Origin of the sequence: Micromonospora sp. 067-2, assembly GCF_046549295.1 — a bacterium.
Classification (GTDB): Bacteria; Actinomycetota; Actinomycetes; order Mycobacteriales; family Micromonosporaceae; genus Micromonospora.
On the sequence record NZ_JAJPWB010000001.1, the window covers coordinates 278716 to 294958 of the forward strand.

The 16243-nt window shown below is 71.1% G+C and carries 14 protein-coding genes and 1 pseudogene; 12 read left to right on the forward strand and 3 right to left on the reverse strand.

Annotation, left to right across the window (positions count from 1 at the left end; translation table 11 throughout):
- Nucleotides 1–716: 716 nt before the first annotated feature.
- Nucleotides 717–1256 carry a hypothetical protein gene (locus tag ACLJN9_RS01285; protein WP_410809092.1) on the forward strand — a complete coding sequence of 180 codons (540 nt, stop codon included), beginning with the start codon at nucleotides 717–719 and terminating at the stop codon, nucleotides 1254–1256.
- A 51-nt stretch (nucleotides 1257–1307) separates the two neighbouring features.
- On the opposite strand, the gene ACLJN9_RS01290 is transcribed toward ACLJN9_RS01285, so the two are convergent.
- The gene (locus tag ACLJN9_RS01290) at nucleotides 1308–1838 is read right to left on the reverse strand and encodes a YfbM family protein (protein WP_410809093.1); all 531 of its coding nucleotides are present in this window, start codon (nucleotides 1836–1838) and stop codon (nucleotides 1308–1310) included.
- A 94-nt stretch (nucleotides 1839–1932) separates the two neighbouring features.
- Complete coding sequence (locus ACLJN9_RS01295) at nucleotides 1933–2643, reverse strand: TetR/AcrR family transcriptional regulator C-terminal domain-containing protein (RefSeq protein ID WP_410809094.1); 711 nt, start codon at nucleotides 2641–2643, stop codon at nucleotides 1933–1935.
- A gap of 71 nt (nucleotides 2644–2714) precedes the next feature.
- Here ACLJN9_RS01295 and ACLJN9_RS01300 point away from each other — a divergent pair, with 71 nt between their 5' ends.
- Complete coding sequence (locus ACLJN9_RS01300) at nucleotides 2715–3815, forward strand: FAD-dependent oxidoreductase (RefSeq protein WP_410809095.1); 1101 nt, start codon at nucleotides 2715–2717, stop codon at nucleotides 3813–3815.
- 417 nt (nucleotides 3816–4232) lie between these two features.
- Here the strand turns inward: ACLJN9_RS01300 and ACLJN9_RS01305 are convergent, their stop codons facing one another.
- Nucleotides 4233–5954, reverse strand: coding sequence for a hypothetical protein (locus ACLJN9_RS01305; RefSeq protein WP_410809096.1), 1722 nt, complete (start codon nucleotides 5952–5954; stop codon nucleotides 4233–4235).
- 21 nt (nucleotides 5955–5975) lie between these two features.
- Between ACLJN9_RS01305 and ACLJN9_RS01310 the strand changes: the two genes are divergently transcribed.
- The 10 genes and pseudogenes from ACLJN9_RS01310 (at nucleotide 5976) to ACLJN9_RS01355 (ending at nucleotide 16242) form a co-directional block, all read left to right on the forward strand.
- A complete protein-coding gene (locus ACLJN9_RS01310) occupies nucleotides 5976–7124 on the forward strand; it encodes a helix-turn-helix domain-containing protein (protein ID WP_410809097.1) in 1149 nt (382 codons plus the stop codon).
- A 308-nt stretch (nucleotides 7125–7432) separates the two neighbouring features.
- Nucleotides 7433–8827 carry a class I adenylate-forming enzyme family protein gene (locus tag ACLJN9_RS01315; RefSeq protein WP_410809098.1) on the forward strand — a complete coding sequence of 465 codons (1395 nt, stop codon included), beginning with the start codon at nucleotides 7433–7435 and terminating at the stop codon, nucleotides 8825–8827.
- A 161-nt stretch (nucleotides 8828–8988) separates the two neighbouring features.
- Nucleotides 8989–9255 carry an acyl carrier protein gene (locus tag ACLJN9_RS01320; protein WP_410809099.1) on the forward strand — a complete coding sequence of 89 codons (267 nt, stop codon included), beginning with the start codon at nucleotides 8989–8991 and terminating at the stop codon, nucleotides 9253–9255.
- Nucleotides 9255–9500 (forward strand): acyl carrier protein, encoded by a 246-nt coding sequence (locus ACLJN9_RS01325; RefSeq protein ID WP_410809100.1) that lies wholly within the window; start codon nucleotides 9255–9257, stop codon nucleotides 9498–9500. Before ACLJN9_RS01320 ends, ACLJN9_RS01325 begins: the two co-directional genes overlap by 1 nt.
- Entirely contained in the window at nucleotides 9493–10587 is a 1095-nt protein-coding gene (locus ACLJN9_RS01330; RefSeq protein WP_410809101.1) for a beta-ketoacyl-[acyl-carrier-protein] synthase family protein, read from the forward strand. Before ACLJN9_RS01325 ends, ACLJN9_RS01330 begins: the two co-directional genes overlap by 8 nt.
- Before the next feature lie 89 nt (nucleotides 10588–10676).
- Nucleotides 10677–11189: pseudogene (locus ACLJN9_RS01335) on the forward strand (beta-ketoacyl synthase chain length factor); the annotation flags it as partial.
- Nucleotides 11186–12805, forward strand: coding sequence for a class I adenylate-forming enzyme family protein (locus tag ACLJN9_RS01340; RefSeq protein ID WP_410809102.1), 1620 nt, complete (start codon nucleotides 11186–11188; stop codon nucleotides 12803–12805). The pseudogene ACLJN9_RS01335 and the gene ACLJN9_RS01340, both read left to right, overlap by 4 nt.
- Entirely contained in the window at nucleotides 12802–14040 is a 1239-nt protein-coding gene (locus ACLJN9_RS01345) for a beta-ketoacyl-[acyl-carrier-protein] synthase family protein (RefSeq protein WP_410809103.1), read from the forward strand. The genes ACLJN9_RS01340 and ACLJN9_RS01345 overlap by 4 nt, the downstream gene beginning before the upstream one ends.
- Before the next feature lie 75 nt (nucleotides 14041–14115).
- Complete coding sequence (hppD, locus tag ACLJN9_RS01350) at nucleotides 14116–15195, forward strand: 4-hydroxyphenylpyruvate dioxygenase (protein ID WP_410809104.1); 1080 nt, start codon at nucleotides 14116–14118, stop codon at nucleotides 15193–15195.
- Between the two features lie 114 nt (nucleotides 15196–15309).
- On the forward strand, nucleotides 15310–16242 hold the full coding sequence (locus ACLJN9_RS01355) for a phytanoyl-CoA dioxygenase family protein (RefSeq protein WP_410809105.1): 933 nt from the start codon (nucleotides 15310–15312) through the stop codon (nucleotides 16240–16242).
- The last annotated feature ends 1 nt before the right edge of the window (nucleotide 16243 follow it).

Below are 16243 nucleotides of genomic sequence, written 5' to 3' on the forward strand. Positions count from 1 at the left end.
GGCCGCGACGAGCGGGCCAGGCAGAAGCGAACCTGGTTGGCGCGGACAGATGCGGTAACAACCAGTACGCCGGACCTGGTGGACTTGTACGCCGACTCGTTGATCCAGATGCGGTGACCGCGCGTATCGCTGCGGTGGCCGAAGGATCGGGTTCCTTCGCCGACTGACTCGACACACGCGCCGGACATCGATCCTGCGCAACGTCTCTAGACAGCTGCTGTTCGGGCGCACGCCCGCCTGTGTTGACGAGCGCCTGGTGCTGGGCCTGCGGCGAGCGAGATGCTTGTGACTCGTGCAGTCATAGCATAATTTCCGACGTGCGTTCAGATCCGTTGTCTCCTGGCCAAGGCTGGGCTGGTCTGCACCTGGATGTCTCACGCCCCGGCCTGCCCGGGCTGCGGATAGAGGCCACGGGTGGGCGACGGCTGTTGCTCCGCCAAGCTGACCGCGTTGTTCTCCTCGGCCGCCAGCGAGCTCAGCATCGCGGCGTGTACTACTGCCGTACGGGACTCTATAGGTCTCCGCTGCCTCCCATCCCGGTCCGCCACGCTCGCAGCGTCCGGGAGACAAGCGAGGGTGACGACGCGTGGGCGGCCCGCTGGACACACCACATCGCGGCGTGGTTACAGGCTGGCACCGAGGGCCCCTTACACGACGGCCGCTGGACACTCGCCTGGGGCATGCCGCGCTGGGCTGTGCCGGGGCATTGGCACCGGGTGCAGGTCGTCGACCCGGATCAGGGCCACATCACCTGGTTCGGCTATGGCGACCCGGACGAAGACGTCCGCGACGTTCTTCCACTGCGACGCCTGTCCCCGGTCAATGCTGCTCGTGTCACGTCGTACCGGCGACAGCACCGAGAGGGCATTCTGCCGCCCGTCCTGCTCTGGTGGGTGAGCGGGCTGGCCGTACTGCTCGTCATCGACGGTCATGACCGGATCGCCGCATCGCTCGCCGAGGGCGGCGTGCCGGAGGTTGTCGTGCTCGCGCCCGCGGCGGATCCTCGATGGATCTCGGCGGTTCAGCAGCCGCCCCTGCGCGCCTACGAGGAGCGCATCGCCGATCTCCAGAACCGCGCCGGCCCATCGGATAGGTCTCGCATCGCTCGTCTGGGCGGCTGCCTTGCTAGGGAGTTGCAGGGAATCGCCCGTACCGAGGGACGCACCCGGGCGTGGCCAGTGCCGGGCGGCAGCGCAACGTGGGACAACCTAGCGGCTGAGTTGGCACCAGCCGCGCCACTCGGCGACGGAGCGTGAGCTGTACGTGAACGCGGTAAACCCACGTGCTCCAGCTAGCTGAGCCAGCGCTCAATCTAGCCAGCAGATCACCGCGTTGCCATCCGTGGCGGCTGCGGAGAAGAAGCTTCGGACGCCTGGCAGATAGTGGGCTACCCACGTCAGCTCGCCGGGTCTGTCCCAAATCTGAGGATAGATCTCGGCCCGATCCAACTCCTGCGGGTCGACGCCGCGGATGAGGTCGTCTTCGGTTAGCGCGGCCAGCCGCGACGCCGCAGCCTCTACCTGAACCGGTGTCAGATAGGAGGGAGGCCCATAGCCCCAGTCGTCCTCGAGGTTCTCCAGGAAATCGAACATCTCCTCGCTGTCGGGTGCGACGTCTGGCAGCTCCACGAATCTCTCCGCTCCGAGGACCAGCGGAATTTCGAAGCCAAGCCGGTCGAGTAGAAAGTCGAGACCGTTCCACGCCTTGTCGGTGGTGGTATAGCGGTCGGAGTTGTCGTCCCGCTCCGCCTTGGCGAGTTTGTAGGCCCAGCCGAGGTCGGTCCTTGCCCGCTTCAGTTCGTCCGGGGAAACGCGTAGCCAGTTACCGTTCACGCTCATGACGGCAGCCTAAATACCGGCTACGACAGTTCCCCCGACAGCGGGGAGGGGTCTCCGGCAACCCAGCTGCGCACTGTTCTGCCGCCGACCGCCGTCATGGGGCGCAACTGCTGCCTCTGGGAGGCTGGGTGAGTTTGGCGGCCACGGCGTCGAGGACCCAGTCCAGACCGGTCGCAAAGGATGTTTCGGCTTCGATGTCTGTGCCGTCGTACACGGCCTTGGTCAACGCCGGGAAGCGGCCCGTAGCCAACATTCTCGTCACATGGGGGCCGGAGGCGCGCTGCCACTCTCTTTTGGACAGGCCCGTGACACGCTCGGCCCGCAGGTTCGCGATCTCGCGCCTGATCGCGCCTGTGAGGTAGGCGCTGACGGTTTCCGCGGCGCGCATGACGGTGTCGATGTCGGCGCGACCGTCGAGGGCGGCCAGCTTGGCCTCGGTCACGGCCATGCCGTTCGGGCCCAGGGTCGGGCGGCCGCCGAGCAGGTCGGCCAGCCATTCGTGACGGAGAGCGGCCTGCCTGGTGCGGTGGGCGAGGATGCGCAACGCCTCCCGCCAGTCAGCGGGCTGCTCCTCAGGGAGAATCTCGGCGTGGACCTCGTCCACCATGAGGTCGAACAGCTCCTGCTTCGTGGAGATGAATCCGTACAGCCGCATCGGGCCGGCGTTCAGCTGGGCGGCGACCTTGCGTAACGACACCGCCTCCAGTCCGCCCTCGTCGGCCAGCGCGATGGCGGCGTTGACGATCCGCTCCCGGTCGAGCGGCGCGGGAGGATTCGACGGCTCAGGCCGATCCCACACTGTCATGGTCACACCGTTCTGTTGCGATGCCTCGTCAGAACAGAATACAGTGTATCGGCATGAGACACCGTATCGCCGTGGTCGGAGGCGGCCCTGCGGGCCTCACCTTCGCCCGAGTCCTGCACCGCCACGGCTATCCCGTCGCCGTCCTCGAACGCGATCCCGCCCGCGAGGCCCGGCCCCCGGGCGGGACCCTGGACCTGCACGAAGGACTGGGCCAGCTGGCACTGGACAAGGCGGGGCTGCTGGCGGAGTTCCATGCGCTGTCTCGCCCGGAGGGGCAGGCCATGCGCATCCTGGACACGGCCGGGACCGTCCTGCGCGACTGGCGACCCCGCCCGGACGAGCGGGCCAATCCCGAGATCGACCGCGGGCAACTTCGTGACCTGCTGCTCGGCCCCCTCGACGTCCAGTGGGGGCGAGGGGTGACGCGCGTGGTGCCGGGCACGCAGGATGGCGTACGGGTCCATTTCAGCGACGGGCGACAGGAGACGTTCGACCTTGTGGTCGGCGCGGACGGCGCCTGGTCCCGGACACGCCCGACCGTGTCGCCGGTGTCGCCGCACTACACGGGCGTCACCTCGATCGAGACCTCCCTCGACGACACCGACACCCACCACCCCGACCTCGCCCGGATGGTCGGCGACGGTTCGGTGGCCGTGTACGGCGTGAACCGATCTCTCGTCGCCCAGCGCAACAGCGGCGGCCACGTCAAGGTTTACGCCCACTTCCGCGCACCGCTGGACTGGCACACGAACCTGGACCTGGGTGACGTCGAGGCCGTGCGATCGAGCATGCTGGCTCTGTTCGACGGCTGGGCCGATCCCGTCCTCGACCTCCTCCGCCACGGCACTGCTTTCGTCCACCGTCCCCTCTATGTCCTGCCCGTGTCCCACACCTGGACCCACGTCCCCGGGGTGACACTCCTGGGCGACGCCGCCCACCTGATGCCCCCATTGGGGGCGGGCGCGAACCTCGCGATGCTGGAAGGCGCAGAACTCGCCGAGTCCATCGCCACCAGCACCGGAGATCTGGACGAGGCCGTCCGCGCCTTCGAGGAACGCATGTGGGCACGGGCCGGCAGGTGGGCGAAGATCACGACCACGGGTCTGGAACGCCTCGTAAGCCCGGACCCCGCCGAAGCCCTCGCCCTTTTCGATCAGGTCCAGCCATCCTGACCTCCCGAGCGGGCACAGACGCCTGCACCGAACGCGGCATGCAGCCCGCCAAATTCGGTCCGATCGGATCACCGTGCGCGGTTCGAAACCTCTGACCCCTCACCCGGTCAACGTCATCCGGATCTGCCGCTGCTCGGGCAACCACCTGGGTCACTTCGCGCTCACAGGTCCACTCCTCGACCTGCTCGCCGCCAGCGGCGAGCCGCGCGTCGTCACCGTTTCGTCGATCATGCACCCCGCCGGTCTTGGGGAGTTGCGTGCGATCCCAAGCTGGTCGAGCCGTCCACCGACGCCCGCGACTCGGACATCGGTGCGCGCCTGTGGAGCGCCTCGGAGCAGCTCACCGGCGTGCGGTACACGTCGGGCGGCCACCTCTCCTGAGATCGCGCATCTGGCATCCACACCCTCCGCAGCCGATCAGGGGGCGATGAGCTCGCTCGCGTCCTGACAAAATCGGCGGACGGCGGGAGTGCGCCGGTACGGAGTCAGCGCGCCCACCAGGTTGCGGACGTGCTTGATGCACCTGGCGGAGGTGACCTGGCCGGTCAAGGTCTGCACGGCCTGGTTCCCGAGGGTGAGCGCCTTGTCCAACTCGGGGTGCTCCTGCTGCACGTACGTGGTCGCAAGGAGCGCGTTGCGTAGTGCGCCCTCGCGGGTGTACTCGTTGCTCTGTAGCCGCAGTGCTGCCCGCAGGTGGTCGCGGGCGCGTGGCCAGTCCTCGAGCTTGACGAAGCAGTAGCCGGCTTGGGCGTGGGCCTGCGCCTCGTTGACCCAGTAGGACCAGTCCGGGTCACCGTGCGCCGGCCGACTGTCGGTGAACCTGTCGAATGCGTTGTCGAGTGCACGGCGGGTGTCGGTCACCGACCGGTTGTTGGCGTATGCCTCGGCGGCCCGTAGATCGAGGATCGCCGCCGCCTTGGGGCTCGTGGCCGGGTAACTGGCTCGCGCAGTCTCGGCGAGGGTCACAGCCTGGCGGAGCTGACCGAGATCCTTGGCCTGACAGGACATGAAGCCGAGAATGTTGGCGCCGAGTCCGCGATCGCCGGCCGCGTTGGCCTGGTAGAGCCCGGCGATCCAGAATCGCTGGGCCTGGGTGTGATGGCCGTCGTCGAAGGAGAGCCAGCCGGCGAGGCGCAACAGCTCGCCCGCGGTGCTGTGGAGGCGTCGGCCGACCGTGTCGGTATAGCTGCGCTCTCGAAGCACTCCGACCACCGTGCTCAGGTGTTGACGGACCAGCCCCAAGGTCTGGCCGCTGCCGAGGTGGTCGTCCATCCGTCGCAGGCTGGCGGTCACCGCGTCCAAATGGTCCACGACGTCGCCGGACAGGGAACGGCCGGAAGTCGATGCGATGTCCTGTGGCGATTGAGCGATCAGCCACTCGTGCGCCGGTGACGTCAGTGCGGAACCGAGCAGAGTGAGAAACATCCGCCGATGCATCATCCCCTCAGAGTCGTTTACCGCCTTGGCCGCCCGCAAGGCCCCGCTTGAGGACCAGGGCAGGTCCAGACCGGCAGAGGCGGGGGCGGCCTCGAACCCGTCGTCCGGCCAACCCAGCTCATCGAGATCAATCGGCCGCTGCAGATATTCGGACAAGAGTGCCGTGCTCAGCGACGGCCACGGAGCGCGGGGAACATCTCCCTTCTTCCACTTGTACGGCGTCTTGAGGTGTAGCCGCTCTGCGCGCCCGTGTCGCTCGGCACACTCGTTGAGGCGTCGGGCGAACTGCTCCGGCTGCCAGCCCACTTCGGACAACAACCGCGTCAACGCCTCTCCGCTGGGGGTCACCCTCCGGCCCTCCTCACCTGTAGCGATAACCACACGAACAGTAGCGAGCGCGTCTGACATCAGGCGGGCACGACTCTGGTCCGCACCGATAGGCACCAAGCGCACCTGCTTTTCGGACGGCGTGAACGGAGTCCACTGGACACGTCGAAACGAGCGGTCATCTCGCTGGTTCGAGTCCAGGTAGCGGGCTGGGGTGTGGCAGGTGCCCGCCCTCATGTCACGGCGAAAGGTGAGACTGCTTGTGGTTTCCGAAATTGTGGCGATGGTGTTCGGTGGGCTGGTGCCGGGCTTTCTGCTCGGGTTGCTGGCGTTCCGGGTGAAGTCGAGGTGGTGTCCCCACTGCGGAAAGGCCACCCACGAAATGCCGGTGGACCGATGACCGGGCCGGGCCGGGCCGACGCCGACGAGCTGCCGGTCGGGCGGCGGGTGGCTCGCTGGCGGGTCCGCCGCCGGATGACCCAACAGATGCTCGCCGACCGGCTCGGCAAGTCCAAGAGCTGGGTCGACAAGGTCGAACGCGGCGTACGCAGCCTGGACCGCTACTCGGTCGTGCAGGAGATCGCCGAGGTGCTCCGCCTCGACCCGGCCGTCCTCCTCGACGCGCGCAAACCGCCACCGGCGGCGGCCACCGGCCTGGACGGCATCGACGCGCTCCGCGCCGCCCTGGCCCACTATAACGAACGCCCCACCCGAACCCTGCCAGCCGAGCAGGTGCGACGGCACGTCGCGCACGCCTGGCTCACCTACCAGCACGCCCACTACCCGCAACTCCTGCGCGCACTACCGGCCCTGCTCGACGCCGCCCACACCACACCGGCGCTGCTGGTATCCGCATACCGGATCACCGCCTCGGTACTCGTCAAACTCGGCGAGGCCGACCTCGCCTGGCTCGCCGCCGACCGCGCCATCACCGCCGCCACCGGCGACCCCATCGGCACCGGCACCGCCACCATCACCGTGACCCAGGCACTACGCGCCCTCGGCCGCGACCGTCTCGCCCTCACCGCGGCCGTCGCCGCCACCGGCACCGCCGCAGACCATCGGGTACGCGGAACACTGCTGCTCCAGGCCGCCATCGCCGCCGCCGGCTGCGGCGAGCACCGCCGCGCCGAGGACCTCACCGACCACGCCGCCATGCTGGCCGATCGGCGTACGAGCACCGACGACCCCCACCACACCGCCTTCGGCCCCACCACCGTGCGACTGACCCGATTCCTCACCGCCCTGCACCTCGGCGACACCACCCAGGCCCTGGACCGACACGAGAAAGCCATCCGCCACGACGACTGGCCCCGACTACCCGCCGAGCACCGCGCCGCCCACCTCATCGACGCCGCCCGCGCCTATCTCGACACCGGCGACCTCACCGCCGCCGCCCACACGCTGACCGACGCCCACACCATCGCACCCGCCGAAGTCCGCTACCGGCCTGCCGCTCGTACTCTCATCACCGACATCGCCCAGCGCGGCGCCGCAGCCGCCACCGTCGCCCGACTGGCCACCCTCATCGGCCTCACCCGGTAACCCATCGTGACCCGATTCGTGCGCCGACCCCGATCAGGCGCGGAGGGGGTCGACGCCCCGGTCGCCGAAGTCGTCCGGGGCGACGGTCTCCAGATGATCGGCGCAGCCGCCGTTATCGACACGTCGACCCCGATGGCCGGTGGTCGGCACCGGTATGTGGCAATCGGTCCGGGCGCTTGCTTTGATCTAGCCATTTGCATCTAGCGATGCGCAGAGCGGCTGTCGTAGGGTTCCGACAGCACCCCGAGAGATGTCCACAAAATGGCCTTTATGCCCTAGTTTGTGCTGCGCGTTGAACGGTGAGGGCAATGGATCAATCAGCAGGAAACTTTACGGTGACAGACCCTGCATGGGTGGACGAAGTCCTGTTCGCCGGGCGCCCCACCGATATTTGTCTCCGACTGCCGGAGCCGATCGACCGAGTCACCCTGCACCGTTTGGTCACCGTCGCACAGGACCGGCTCACCACCGCCGGGCTGCGCCCCGGCGGCGCCGCTGCCCTTCGACTGCCACCGTCGCTGGCGTACGTGGTGAACCTGCTGGCCACCTGGCGCGCCGGGGCCCAGGCGATCCTGCTCGACCACCGGCTGACCGACCACGAGGTGGATCGCGCGCTGGCCCGACTCACCCCGCAGGTGGTCGTCGCGCCGCTGCGTACCGGCGGGGGAGCGCTACGGATCTTCGTCGACGTCACCGAGGGCGTCACCCCGTACGCCGACCGCCCGGCGGTCAGCGGCCACGCCGTGATCCAGCTCAGCTCCGGCTCCACCGGCCCGTCCAAGGTGATCGGCCGTACCTCCGCCGATCTGGTCGCCGAGGTGCACCGCTACACCCGGATCGACGGGGTGGCGCTGCCCGGCGAGCGGATCATCCTGCTGCCCTCGATGGTGCACGTGCTCGGCCTGGTCGGCGGCCTGCTCTACGGCCTGCACGCCGGGGTCGAGCTGGTGCCGCCGGAGCGGCTCAGCGGCGACGCCGTGCTGGCGGCGGTCGCCGCCGAGCCGACCCCCGCCACCGTGCTGGGCGTGCCGTTCCACATCGGACTACTCGCGTCCACCCGGCCGACCGGTCCGCTGCCGCAGCTGCGGCGGATGACCACCGGCGGTGAGCTGGTGCCGGCCGCGGTGGCCCAGGCGTTCACCGACCGGTACGGGGTGCCGCTGGGAAACATGTACGGGATGACCGAGGTCGGGGTGATCGGCACCGACCTGCACGGGCGACACCGACCGTCGATCGCTCCGGCGCCCGGCATCGAGGTTCGCGAATCCGCCGGCGAGCTGTGGGTCTCCTGCCCGGCCTCGCCGTACGTCGGTCTGAGCGACCCGACCCGGTGGGCCGACGGGTGGCTGCACACCCGCGACGCCGGCGTCGTCGACGAGGCAACCGGCCTGGTCACCGTGCGCGGCCGGCTCGACTCGCAGGTCTCCGTGGGCGGGATGAAGGTCGACCTGACCGAGGTGGAGACCACGGTGGCCGAGCTGCCCGGCGTCGCCGCCGCGGTGGTGGTCTGGGACAACGGCATCACCGCGTATGTCCAACCGGACGGCCCGCTGTCCGAGGAGGTGCTCGACAAGCTGCTCGCCGAGCGGTTGGCCAGCTACAAACGACCCCTGGTGCTGCGCCTGCTCGACCAGGTACCCCGCACCACCACCGGCAAGTTGGTCCGCTCGACCGACGCGCTGCGCGCGGCAGCGACGCCGTGAGTGGCCCGCTGCACCAGCTCGACGTCGACCTCGACCTCCGTGTCGGCGTGCGCCGCGACCGCCAGGACGAGATCCTCGCCCAGCTCCGGTGTTCCGACCGACCCACCCGTGGACGGCGTCCCCACCGGACACCGTCAGCTGAGCGCCCAGAGAGGGTAACCATGAGAGCCGAGGTCCGCGCCTTCGTCGTCGAGCAGCTCGCCGACATGAACTACGACGTCGAGGGGCTCGACGACGACACCACGCTCGGGCCGTCCGGCGTCGACCTGGAGTCGCTGGCCCTGGCCGACCTGTCCGTCCGGGTCGAGGACCGGTACGGCCTGACGTTCGCCGACGACGAGTCGGAGAAGCTGGCACTGATGACGGTTGGCGAGTTCACCACCATGGTCGCCGACCGCGTCGCCGAGACGACGAACGACAACGCCTGATGACCGGTCAGCCCGACCTGGGGCGAGCTGACCTGCTGACCATGCTCGCCGAGCTCACCGCGAAACCGGCGGCCGAGGTGCCCGACCGGATCGGCTCGATGGAACTCGCCTGGCTGGTGCACCTCGTCGAGCAGCGCTACGAGCGGCGACTCGACCTCACCGACGACGAGCTTGCCGGCATCCGTACCGTCGATGACGCCCTTGTGGTGTTCCGCGCGTCGCTGACCGCCCCCGCCGATGGCTGAGCCCCGCGCCGCCCACCTCACCGGCGTCCACGCCGTCAGCGCCCTGGGCCGGGGCCCCGAGGCGCAGCTCGCCGGCGTGCTGGCGGGCGAGCCGGCGTTCGGCCCGGTACGCCGCTTCGACACCACCGGCCGTCGGGTCACCGTGGCGGCCACCCTGCCCGAGGTCGGCACGCTTCCCGACGAGCTGACCGCCGCGATCGACGCGGCCTGCCGCGCGGCCGGTCTGGATGGCGCGCGGCGGGCGGAGTGCGCGCTGCTGCTCGCCGTGCACGGCGACCCGGACGTGTCCGCCCTCGCCGCTCAGGTGGCCGTCGGATGCGGACTGGGAGGTCGTACCCGGGTCTACACCAGCGCGTGCGTGTCGGCGAGCACCGCCGTGGCCGACGCGGCGGCCCTGATCGGTCGGGGTGACCTCGACCGGGCGGTGGTGGCCGCCGGTTACCTGGTGGAGCCGGACCAGTTCGCGCTCTTCGACGCCGGCCGGGCCCTCGCCGTGGACTCCGCGGTGCGCCCGTTCAGCGCGGGCCGCCGGGGGCTGCTGCTCGGTGACGGCGTGGCCGCCGTGGTGCTGGAGGCCAGCACGGCGAGCCACCGCCGCGGCACCGAGCCGGTGGCCACCATCGCCGGCTGGGGGCGGGCCGGGGACGCGTTCCACCCGTGCCAGCCGGACCCGACCGGTGCCGGGCTGGCACGGGCGGTCGGCGGGGCGCTGCGCCGGGCCGGGCTGCCGCCGGAGGCGGTCGGCTACGTCAACGCCAACGCCACCGGCACCGCGCAGAGCGACGCCGCCGAGGCGGCGGCCCTGCACCGTGCTCTCGGTGGGCACGCCGGACAGGTGCCGGTCAGCTCCACCAAGGCGCTGCACGGGCACGCGTTGGAGGCGTCCGGGCTCCTCGAACTGGTGGTCACGGCGCTGGCGCTGCGGCATGGCACGCTACCGGTCAACGCCGGCTGGCAGGGCCCCGACGAGCACTGCCCCCTCAACGTCATCACCGACGGCCCCCGCCGAACCACCACCGCCCACGCCCTGACCCTCAACGCCGCCTTCGGCGGCGCCAACACCGCCCTCCTGGTCGGCCTCCCGTGACCGCGCCCCACCCCCCGCGATCGTGCACTTCCCGGCCGGATGAATCCGGCGAAGGCCGCGAAGCGGGGGGCGAAACTGCACGATCACGAGAGACGGTCGGAGGCGAGAGCCGCGTCCGGGCGCAGGGGCGGTGGCCCGAGCCGGGGGACGGGGAGGCGCCGGGGGTCGCCGGGTTCGTGCACTCGACGTTCGCGCCGGTGGTCGTCGCCGTCGCCCAGCGGTGCCTGCGGCGGCGGTACGGGTCGGCGCCGGTGCCGACGGAGGTGCGGACGGCGCTCGTGCTGGTCAGTGCCAGCGGCGACCGGGCCAGCGCCGAGCACGTACGGGCCACCGTCGAGGCCGGCGGGCGGGTCGGTCCGCTGTTCTTCTTCCAGTCCGTGCCGAACAGCGTCGCCGGGCACGTCGCGGCCCGCTGGGGACTGCGCGGCCCGGTGGTCTGCCTGAGCCCGACCGGCGACCCGCGCGCCGACGGCACCGCCGAGGCGGACCTCCTGCTGCACGACGGCGACGCCGACGAGGTGTTGCTGATCCTGATCGAACAGGCACCCGACGCACCCACCGAGGCGGTCGCGGTGCTGCTGGGGGGAGGAGCACGGCCATGAGAACTCCTGGACTGCGCGGCGCGTTGGCCGCCGACACCGAGCTGGGTGCGGGCAACGTCCTGGCGCGGGTGCTGGCGCACGGCGCCGACCCGGACGGGCCCGGCCTGACCTTCGACACCGCCGTCGACGGGCACCCGGCCGAGGTGGCGTTGTCCCTGGGCCGGCTCGACGAGCGGGTCGCCGCCCGCGCCGCCTGGCTGCACGAGCGCGGCGTACGCCCGCGTGACCCGGTGGCCGTGTGGGCCACCGCCGCCTCGGACATGGTGCTCAGCTTCCTGGCGCTGGCCCGGCTCGGGGCGATCCCGGCGCTGATGAACGGCAAGCTGCGCCCGGAGATCGCCGCCGAGTACATCCGTCGGCTGCGGGGCTCCGGCGTGCTCGCCGACGACGCGCACACCGCGCTGTTGGCCGGGCACGACCTCGGTGTGCCGCTGCTGGGCACCCCGGCCCAGGCCGGCACGGGCGACCCGGCCGCGGCTCCGGCGCACTACCGGCACCACCCCGACGACCCGATCGTCATCACCCACACCTCGGGAACCACCGGCGTGCCCAAGGCGGTGCTGCACTCGCACGCCAGCCTGTTCGCCGCCACCCGGCACCTGCTCACCATGCCGCAGGCGCAGGGCACCACCCGGATCCTCAACGCGCTGCCCGCCCCGCACACCGCCACCGTGCTGATGGTCAACCAGGCGTTGGGCAACCGCGCGGAGATGTTCCTCCTCTCCGAGCAGGGCGGCGAGCGGGTTCTCGACGCGATCCAGCGCTGGCGACCCGACGGGGTGTTCGGCTTCTCGGTCACCTGGGCCGAGCTGGCCCGGTTCGACCTGTCCGGTTACGACCTGGACTCGGTGCGACTGTGGTTCAACACCGGCGACTGCTCGCACGAACCGCACATCCGGCGACTGGTCGCGGTCGGCTCGCGGGACACCGTCACCCGCGAGGGGGTGGTCCGGGTGCCCGGCTCGGTCTTCATCGACGGTCTGGGCTCCAGCGAGATGGGGCACTCGATGTTCCACATCACCCACCGCGCCGACACCGACCGGTACGGCCGCTGCATCGGCCGGCCGTACCGGTTCACCCGCGTCGCGGTGCTCGACGCCGAGGGCGAGCCGGTGCCGGTCGGCGAGGTGGGTTACCTGGGTATCGACTCCCCGTCGCTGTTCCGTGGCTACTGGAACGACTCGGTCACCACCCACCGGTTCCGTCAGCGCGGCTGGTACCTCACCGGCGACCTGGTCCGCGCCGACGCCGACGGCCGTTACTACCACCTCGACCGGGCGGTGGACTCGGTCGACGCGGGCGACGGGCGGCGGTTCTACACCGCGTTGTCGGAGGAGCGGATCCTCGCCGCCTGCCCGGACGTCACCGACTGCACGGTGGTGGTCGTCGTCGCCGAGACCGGCGAGGTGGTCACCGACGTGCTGCTGGAGCTGACCGCTGGCGCCGACGAGACCGAGGATCGCACCGAGCGGATCCGCGTCGCGCTCGGCCCGGACGTCGGTGCCACGCTGCGCCAGGTGGTGCCGGTGCGCTCGGCGGACATCCCGGTCACCGTGACCGGCAAGGTCCGCAAGGTCGCCCTGCGCGAGCGCTACCTGAGCGAGGCGCTGTCATGAGCGCCCTGATCACCGGGATGGGCCTGTTCACCCCGGTCGGGCGGGGTGTCGAGGAGACCTTCGACGCGCTGACCACCGGCCGGTCCGGGCTGACCCGGCCACCCGACGGGCATCCGGTGCGGGAGTCGCTGGACGTCGCCGGCCTGCTGCCCGACATCGACCCGCGCAGCGTCGCGTCCGGGCCGGAGACCCGGGTGCTGGACCGGATCGTGGTGCTCGCCCTGCTCGCCGCCGCCGACGCGCTGACCGACGCGGGCATCGAGGTGGGCCGGGACGTCGACCCGGCGCGCATCGCGGTGATCGTCGGCGGCGTCGGCGGAATGGCCACCCTGGAGGCGCAGGTGCTGGCCCGCGCCGCCCGGGGGCGGGCGGCGGTCAGTCCGTACCTGCTCACCGGGATCCTGCCGAACATGCCGGCGGCGCGGATCGCCATCGCGCACGGCATTCGCGGCTACAGCTCGTCGGTCGGCACCGCGTGCGCGTCCGGCGCCCAGGCGGTCGCCGACGCGGTCCGGCTGATCCGGGCCGGGGAGGCCGACGTGGTGGTCTGCGGGGCCAGTGAGGCGCCGCTCTTTCCGACCTTCGCCGACACCTTCGGCAACGCCCGTGCGTTGGCCCGAGCCGGAAGCGACCCGGCCCGGGCGAGCCGGCCGTTCGACACCTCGCGCAGCGGGTTCGTCCTGGCCGAGGGCGCGGCGCTGCTGGTGCTGGAGCGCGCCGAACACGCCGCCGCTCGCGGCGCGACCGGTTACGCCGAGGTGGCCGGCTACGGGGCGAGCACCGACGCGTACCACCTCACCGCACCCCGCCCCGACGGCGCCGGGGCGGCGGCGTGCATCCGCCGCGCCCTGGACAGCGCCGGCGTTCCCGCGGCGGCGGTCGGCTACGTCAACGCGCACGGCACCGGCACGAAACTCGGCGACGTCGCGGAGACCACCGCTCTGGCCGACGTCTTCGGTGCCGGTGGCGTGCCGGTCAGCTCCACCAAGGCGCTCACCGGTCACCTGCTCGGCGCGTCCGGGGTGCTGGAGGCCGCGGCCACCGCGCTGGCTCTCGGTCGGGGGCTGCTGCCACCGACGTACCACCTCGACGACCCGGACCCGGCCTGCCCGGCGGACCACATCCGTGGCACGCCGCGCAAGGCCGATCCGGAGTACGCGCTGACCAACTCGTTCGGGTTCGGCGGCCAGAACGTGAGCCTGCTGCTCGCGCGGGTCGCCGAGCCGAGGAGGTGAGCGAGGCGGCATCCCGGGCGGGGCGCGCCCGGACGGCAACACGGGGGGAAACCGTGGGAGGAGTTTTCAGGGAACATGGACATCCGTGGAATTGACCACATCGAACTCCACGTGGGGGACGCCCGGCAGGCGGCCTTCTACTTCGACACCGCACTGGGCTTCCGAGTCTGCGGGCAGGGTGGCCCGGAGACCGGGCTGGTCGGGCAGCGCTCGCTGCTGCTCTGCCACGGAGACATCCGGTTGCTGCTCACCTCCGGGCTGAGCGCCGAGCATCCGGCGGCGCAGTACGTGCAACGGCACGGCGACGGCATCGCGGTCGTCGCGGTCGAGGTCGACGACGTCGCTGACGCGTACGCCGAGCTGCTCGATCGGGGTGCGACTCCGGTGACGCCGCCGACCACCGTCACCGGCGCGGACGCCGAGGTGGTGACCGCCGAGGTGGACGGCTTCGCCGACGTGCGGCACCGCCTGGTGCAGCGCCGCGGCGACCGGGGCGACTTCCTGCCCGGCCGCATCGTGCCGGTCGGCGCGACAGAGCACGACGACAAGCCGCTGCTCGCCGAGATCGACCACCTGGCCGTCTGCGTGCCACCCGGCCAGCTCGACGAGACGGTCGGGCACTTCCAGCGGCTGTTCGACTTCGGGCAGATCTTCGAGGAGCACATCGAGGTCGGCGGGCAGGGCATGAACTCCAAGGTGGTGCAGAGCCCCTCCGGGCGGGTCACCGTGGTCCTGCTCGAGCCGGACCGCACCCGGCGGCCGGGCCAGATCGACGCGTTCCTCGACCAGCACGCCGGTGGCGGGGTGCAGCACCTGGGGCTGCGCACCGACGACATCGTCGGCGCGGTGGAGAGGCTGGGCCGGCGGGGGGTGCGCTTCGCCGGCACTCCCGGCAGCTACTACGACTCGCTCGAGACGCGGGTCGGCCGGGTCGACGCACCACTGGAGCGGCTGCGTGAGCTGGGCGTGCTGGTCGACTCCGACCACGGCGGACAGCTGTTGCAGATCTTCGCCGAGTCGATGCACGTCCGTCGCACGCTCTTCCTCGAGCTGATCGAGCGGCGCGGCGCCCGGGGCTTCGGCAGCGGCAACATCAAGGCGCTGTACGAGGCCAAGGAACGGGAGTTGGCCGCACCGCAGGGGGTGGGGATGTGAGCGCGAGGAGTGAGCCGGGTTTGCGAGCCCCGCAGTCGCGATCCGAGGAGGCGCAGTGAGCGCGAGGAGTGAGCCGGGTTTGCGAGCCCCGCAGTCGCGATCCGAGGAGGCGCAGTGAGCGCGACCACCGGGCACGAGGCGACGTTGACCGCGCAGGAGCAGGCCCTGCTGCCCTCCGACGACGACGTGCGGCACTACGTCGAGCACGGCTGGTACCTGTCGGGAAAGCTGTTCACCGACGACGAGGTGGACGCGCTCGCCGCCGCCACGCAGCGCTACTACGGCGGGGAGCGGGACCGCCGGCTGCCCGTCCGGCCACCGAAGCTCGCCTACTGGGAGCAGTCGAAGGGGCCGGTGCAGCGGCACAACGACTACGTCCACCACGAACACGACGGGCTCGGCGCGATCCTGCGCAAGCCGCTGATCGGTGCGGTCGCCGCCCGGCTGGCCCAGGCCGACGAGATCCGGGTCTTCCAGTCGACGCTGATCTACAAACCGCCGATCTCCGGTGAGCCGAGCAACATCGTGCCCTGGCACTTCGACAAGCACTACTGGGCGTCCTCGTCGTCGGAGAACATGCTCACCGCGTTCATCCCCTTCCACGACTGCGGGGAGGAGATGGGCACGATCACGATGGTCGACGGCTCGCACCGGTGGCGGGAGATCGGCGCCGACGACACGGTGGTGCGGCACTTCGCCGACCGGGACCGCGACCAGCTGGAGGAGATGCTGGCCGAGAACGCGGCACACAACGGCGCCGAGATCCGCAAGATCCCGATGGTGATCCCCAGGGGACACGTGAGCTTCCACCACTGCCGCACCTACCACGGCAGCGGCCCGAACGTCAGCGGCCGCCCCCGGCAGGCGATCTTATTGCACCTGCAGGACGGCGACAACGCCTGGCGGGCGTACCCGCTGTCCGACGGCACGCTCGCCGCGTACAACCACGACGTGCTGGTCCGCCGTACCTCCGACGGGCGGCCGGACTACGCGGACCCCGACTACTGCCCGGTCATCTGGCGCCACCACGCCCAGCAGGGAGGCTGAA

Excerpts from the sequence above, each read along its gene's own strand:
- ACLJN9_RS01345 (WP_410809103.1), top strand. The coding sequence starts at position 12,802 with ATGAGCGCCCTGATCACCGGGATGGGCCTGTTCACCCCGGTCGGGCGG.
- ACLJN9_RS01295 (WP_410809094.1), bottom strand. The coding sequence starts at position 2,643 with ATGACAGTGTGGGATCGGCCTGAGCCGTCGAATCCTCCCGCGCCGCTC.
- ACLJN9_RS01290 (WP_410809093.1), bottom strand. The coding sequence starts at position 1,838 with ATGAGCGTGAACGGTAACTGGCTACGCGTTTCCCCGGACGAACTGAAG.
- ACLJN9_RS01330 (WP_410809101.1), top strand. The coding sequence starts at position 9,493 with ATGGCTGAGCCCCGCGCCGCCCACCTCACCGGCGTCCACGCCGTCAGC.
- ACLJN9_RS01310 (WP_410809097.1), top strand. The coding sequence starts at position 5,976 with ATGACCGGGCCGGGCCGGGCCGACGCCGACGAGCTGCCGGTCGGGCGG.
- ACLJN9_RS01325 (WP_410809100.1), top strand. The coding sequence starts at position 9,255 with ATGACCGGTCAGCCCGACCTGGGGCGAGCTGACCTGCTGACCATGCTC.
- hppD (WP_410809104.1), top strand. The coding sequence starts at position 14,116 with ATGGACATCCGTGGAATTGACCACATCGAACTCCACGTGGGGGACGCC.
- ACLJN9_RS01340 (WP_410809102.1), top strand. The coding sequence starts at position 11,186 with ATGAGAACTCCTGGACTGCGCGGCGCGTTGGCCGCCGACACCGAGCTG.
- ACLJN9_RS01320 (WP_410809099.1), top strand. The coding sequence starts at position 8,989 with ATGAGAGCCGAGGTCCGCGCCTTCGTCGTCGAGCAGCTCGCCGACATG.
- ACLJN9_RS01315 (WP_410809098.1), top strand. The coding sequence starts at position 7,433 with ATGGATCAATCAGCAGGAAACTTTACGGTGACAGACCCTGCATGGGTG.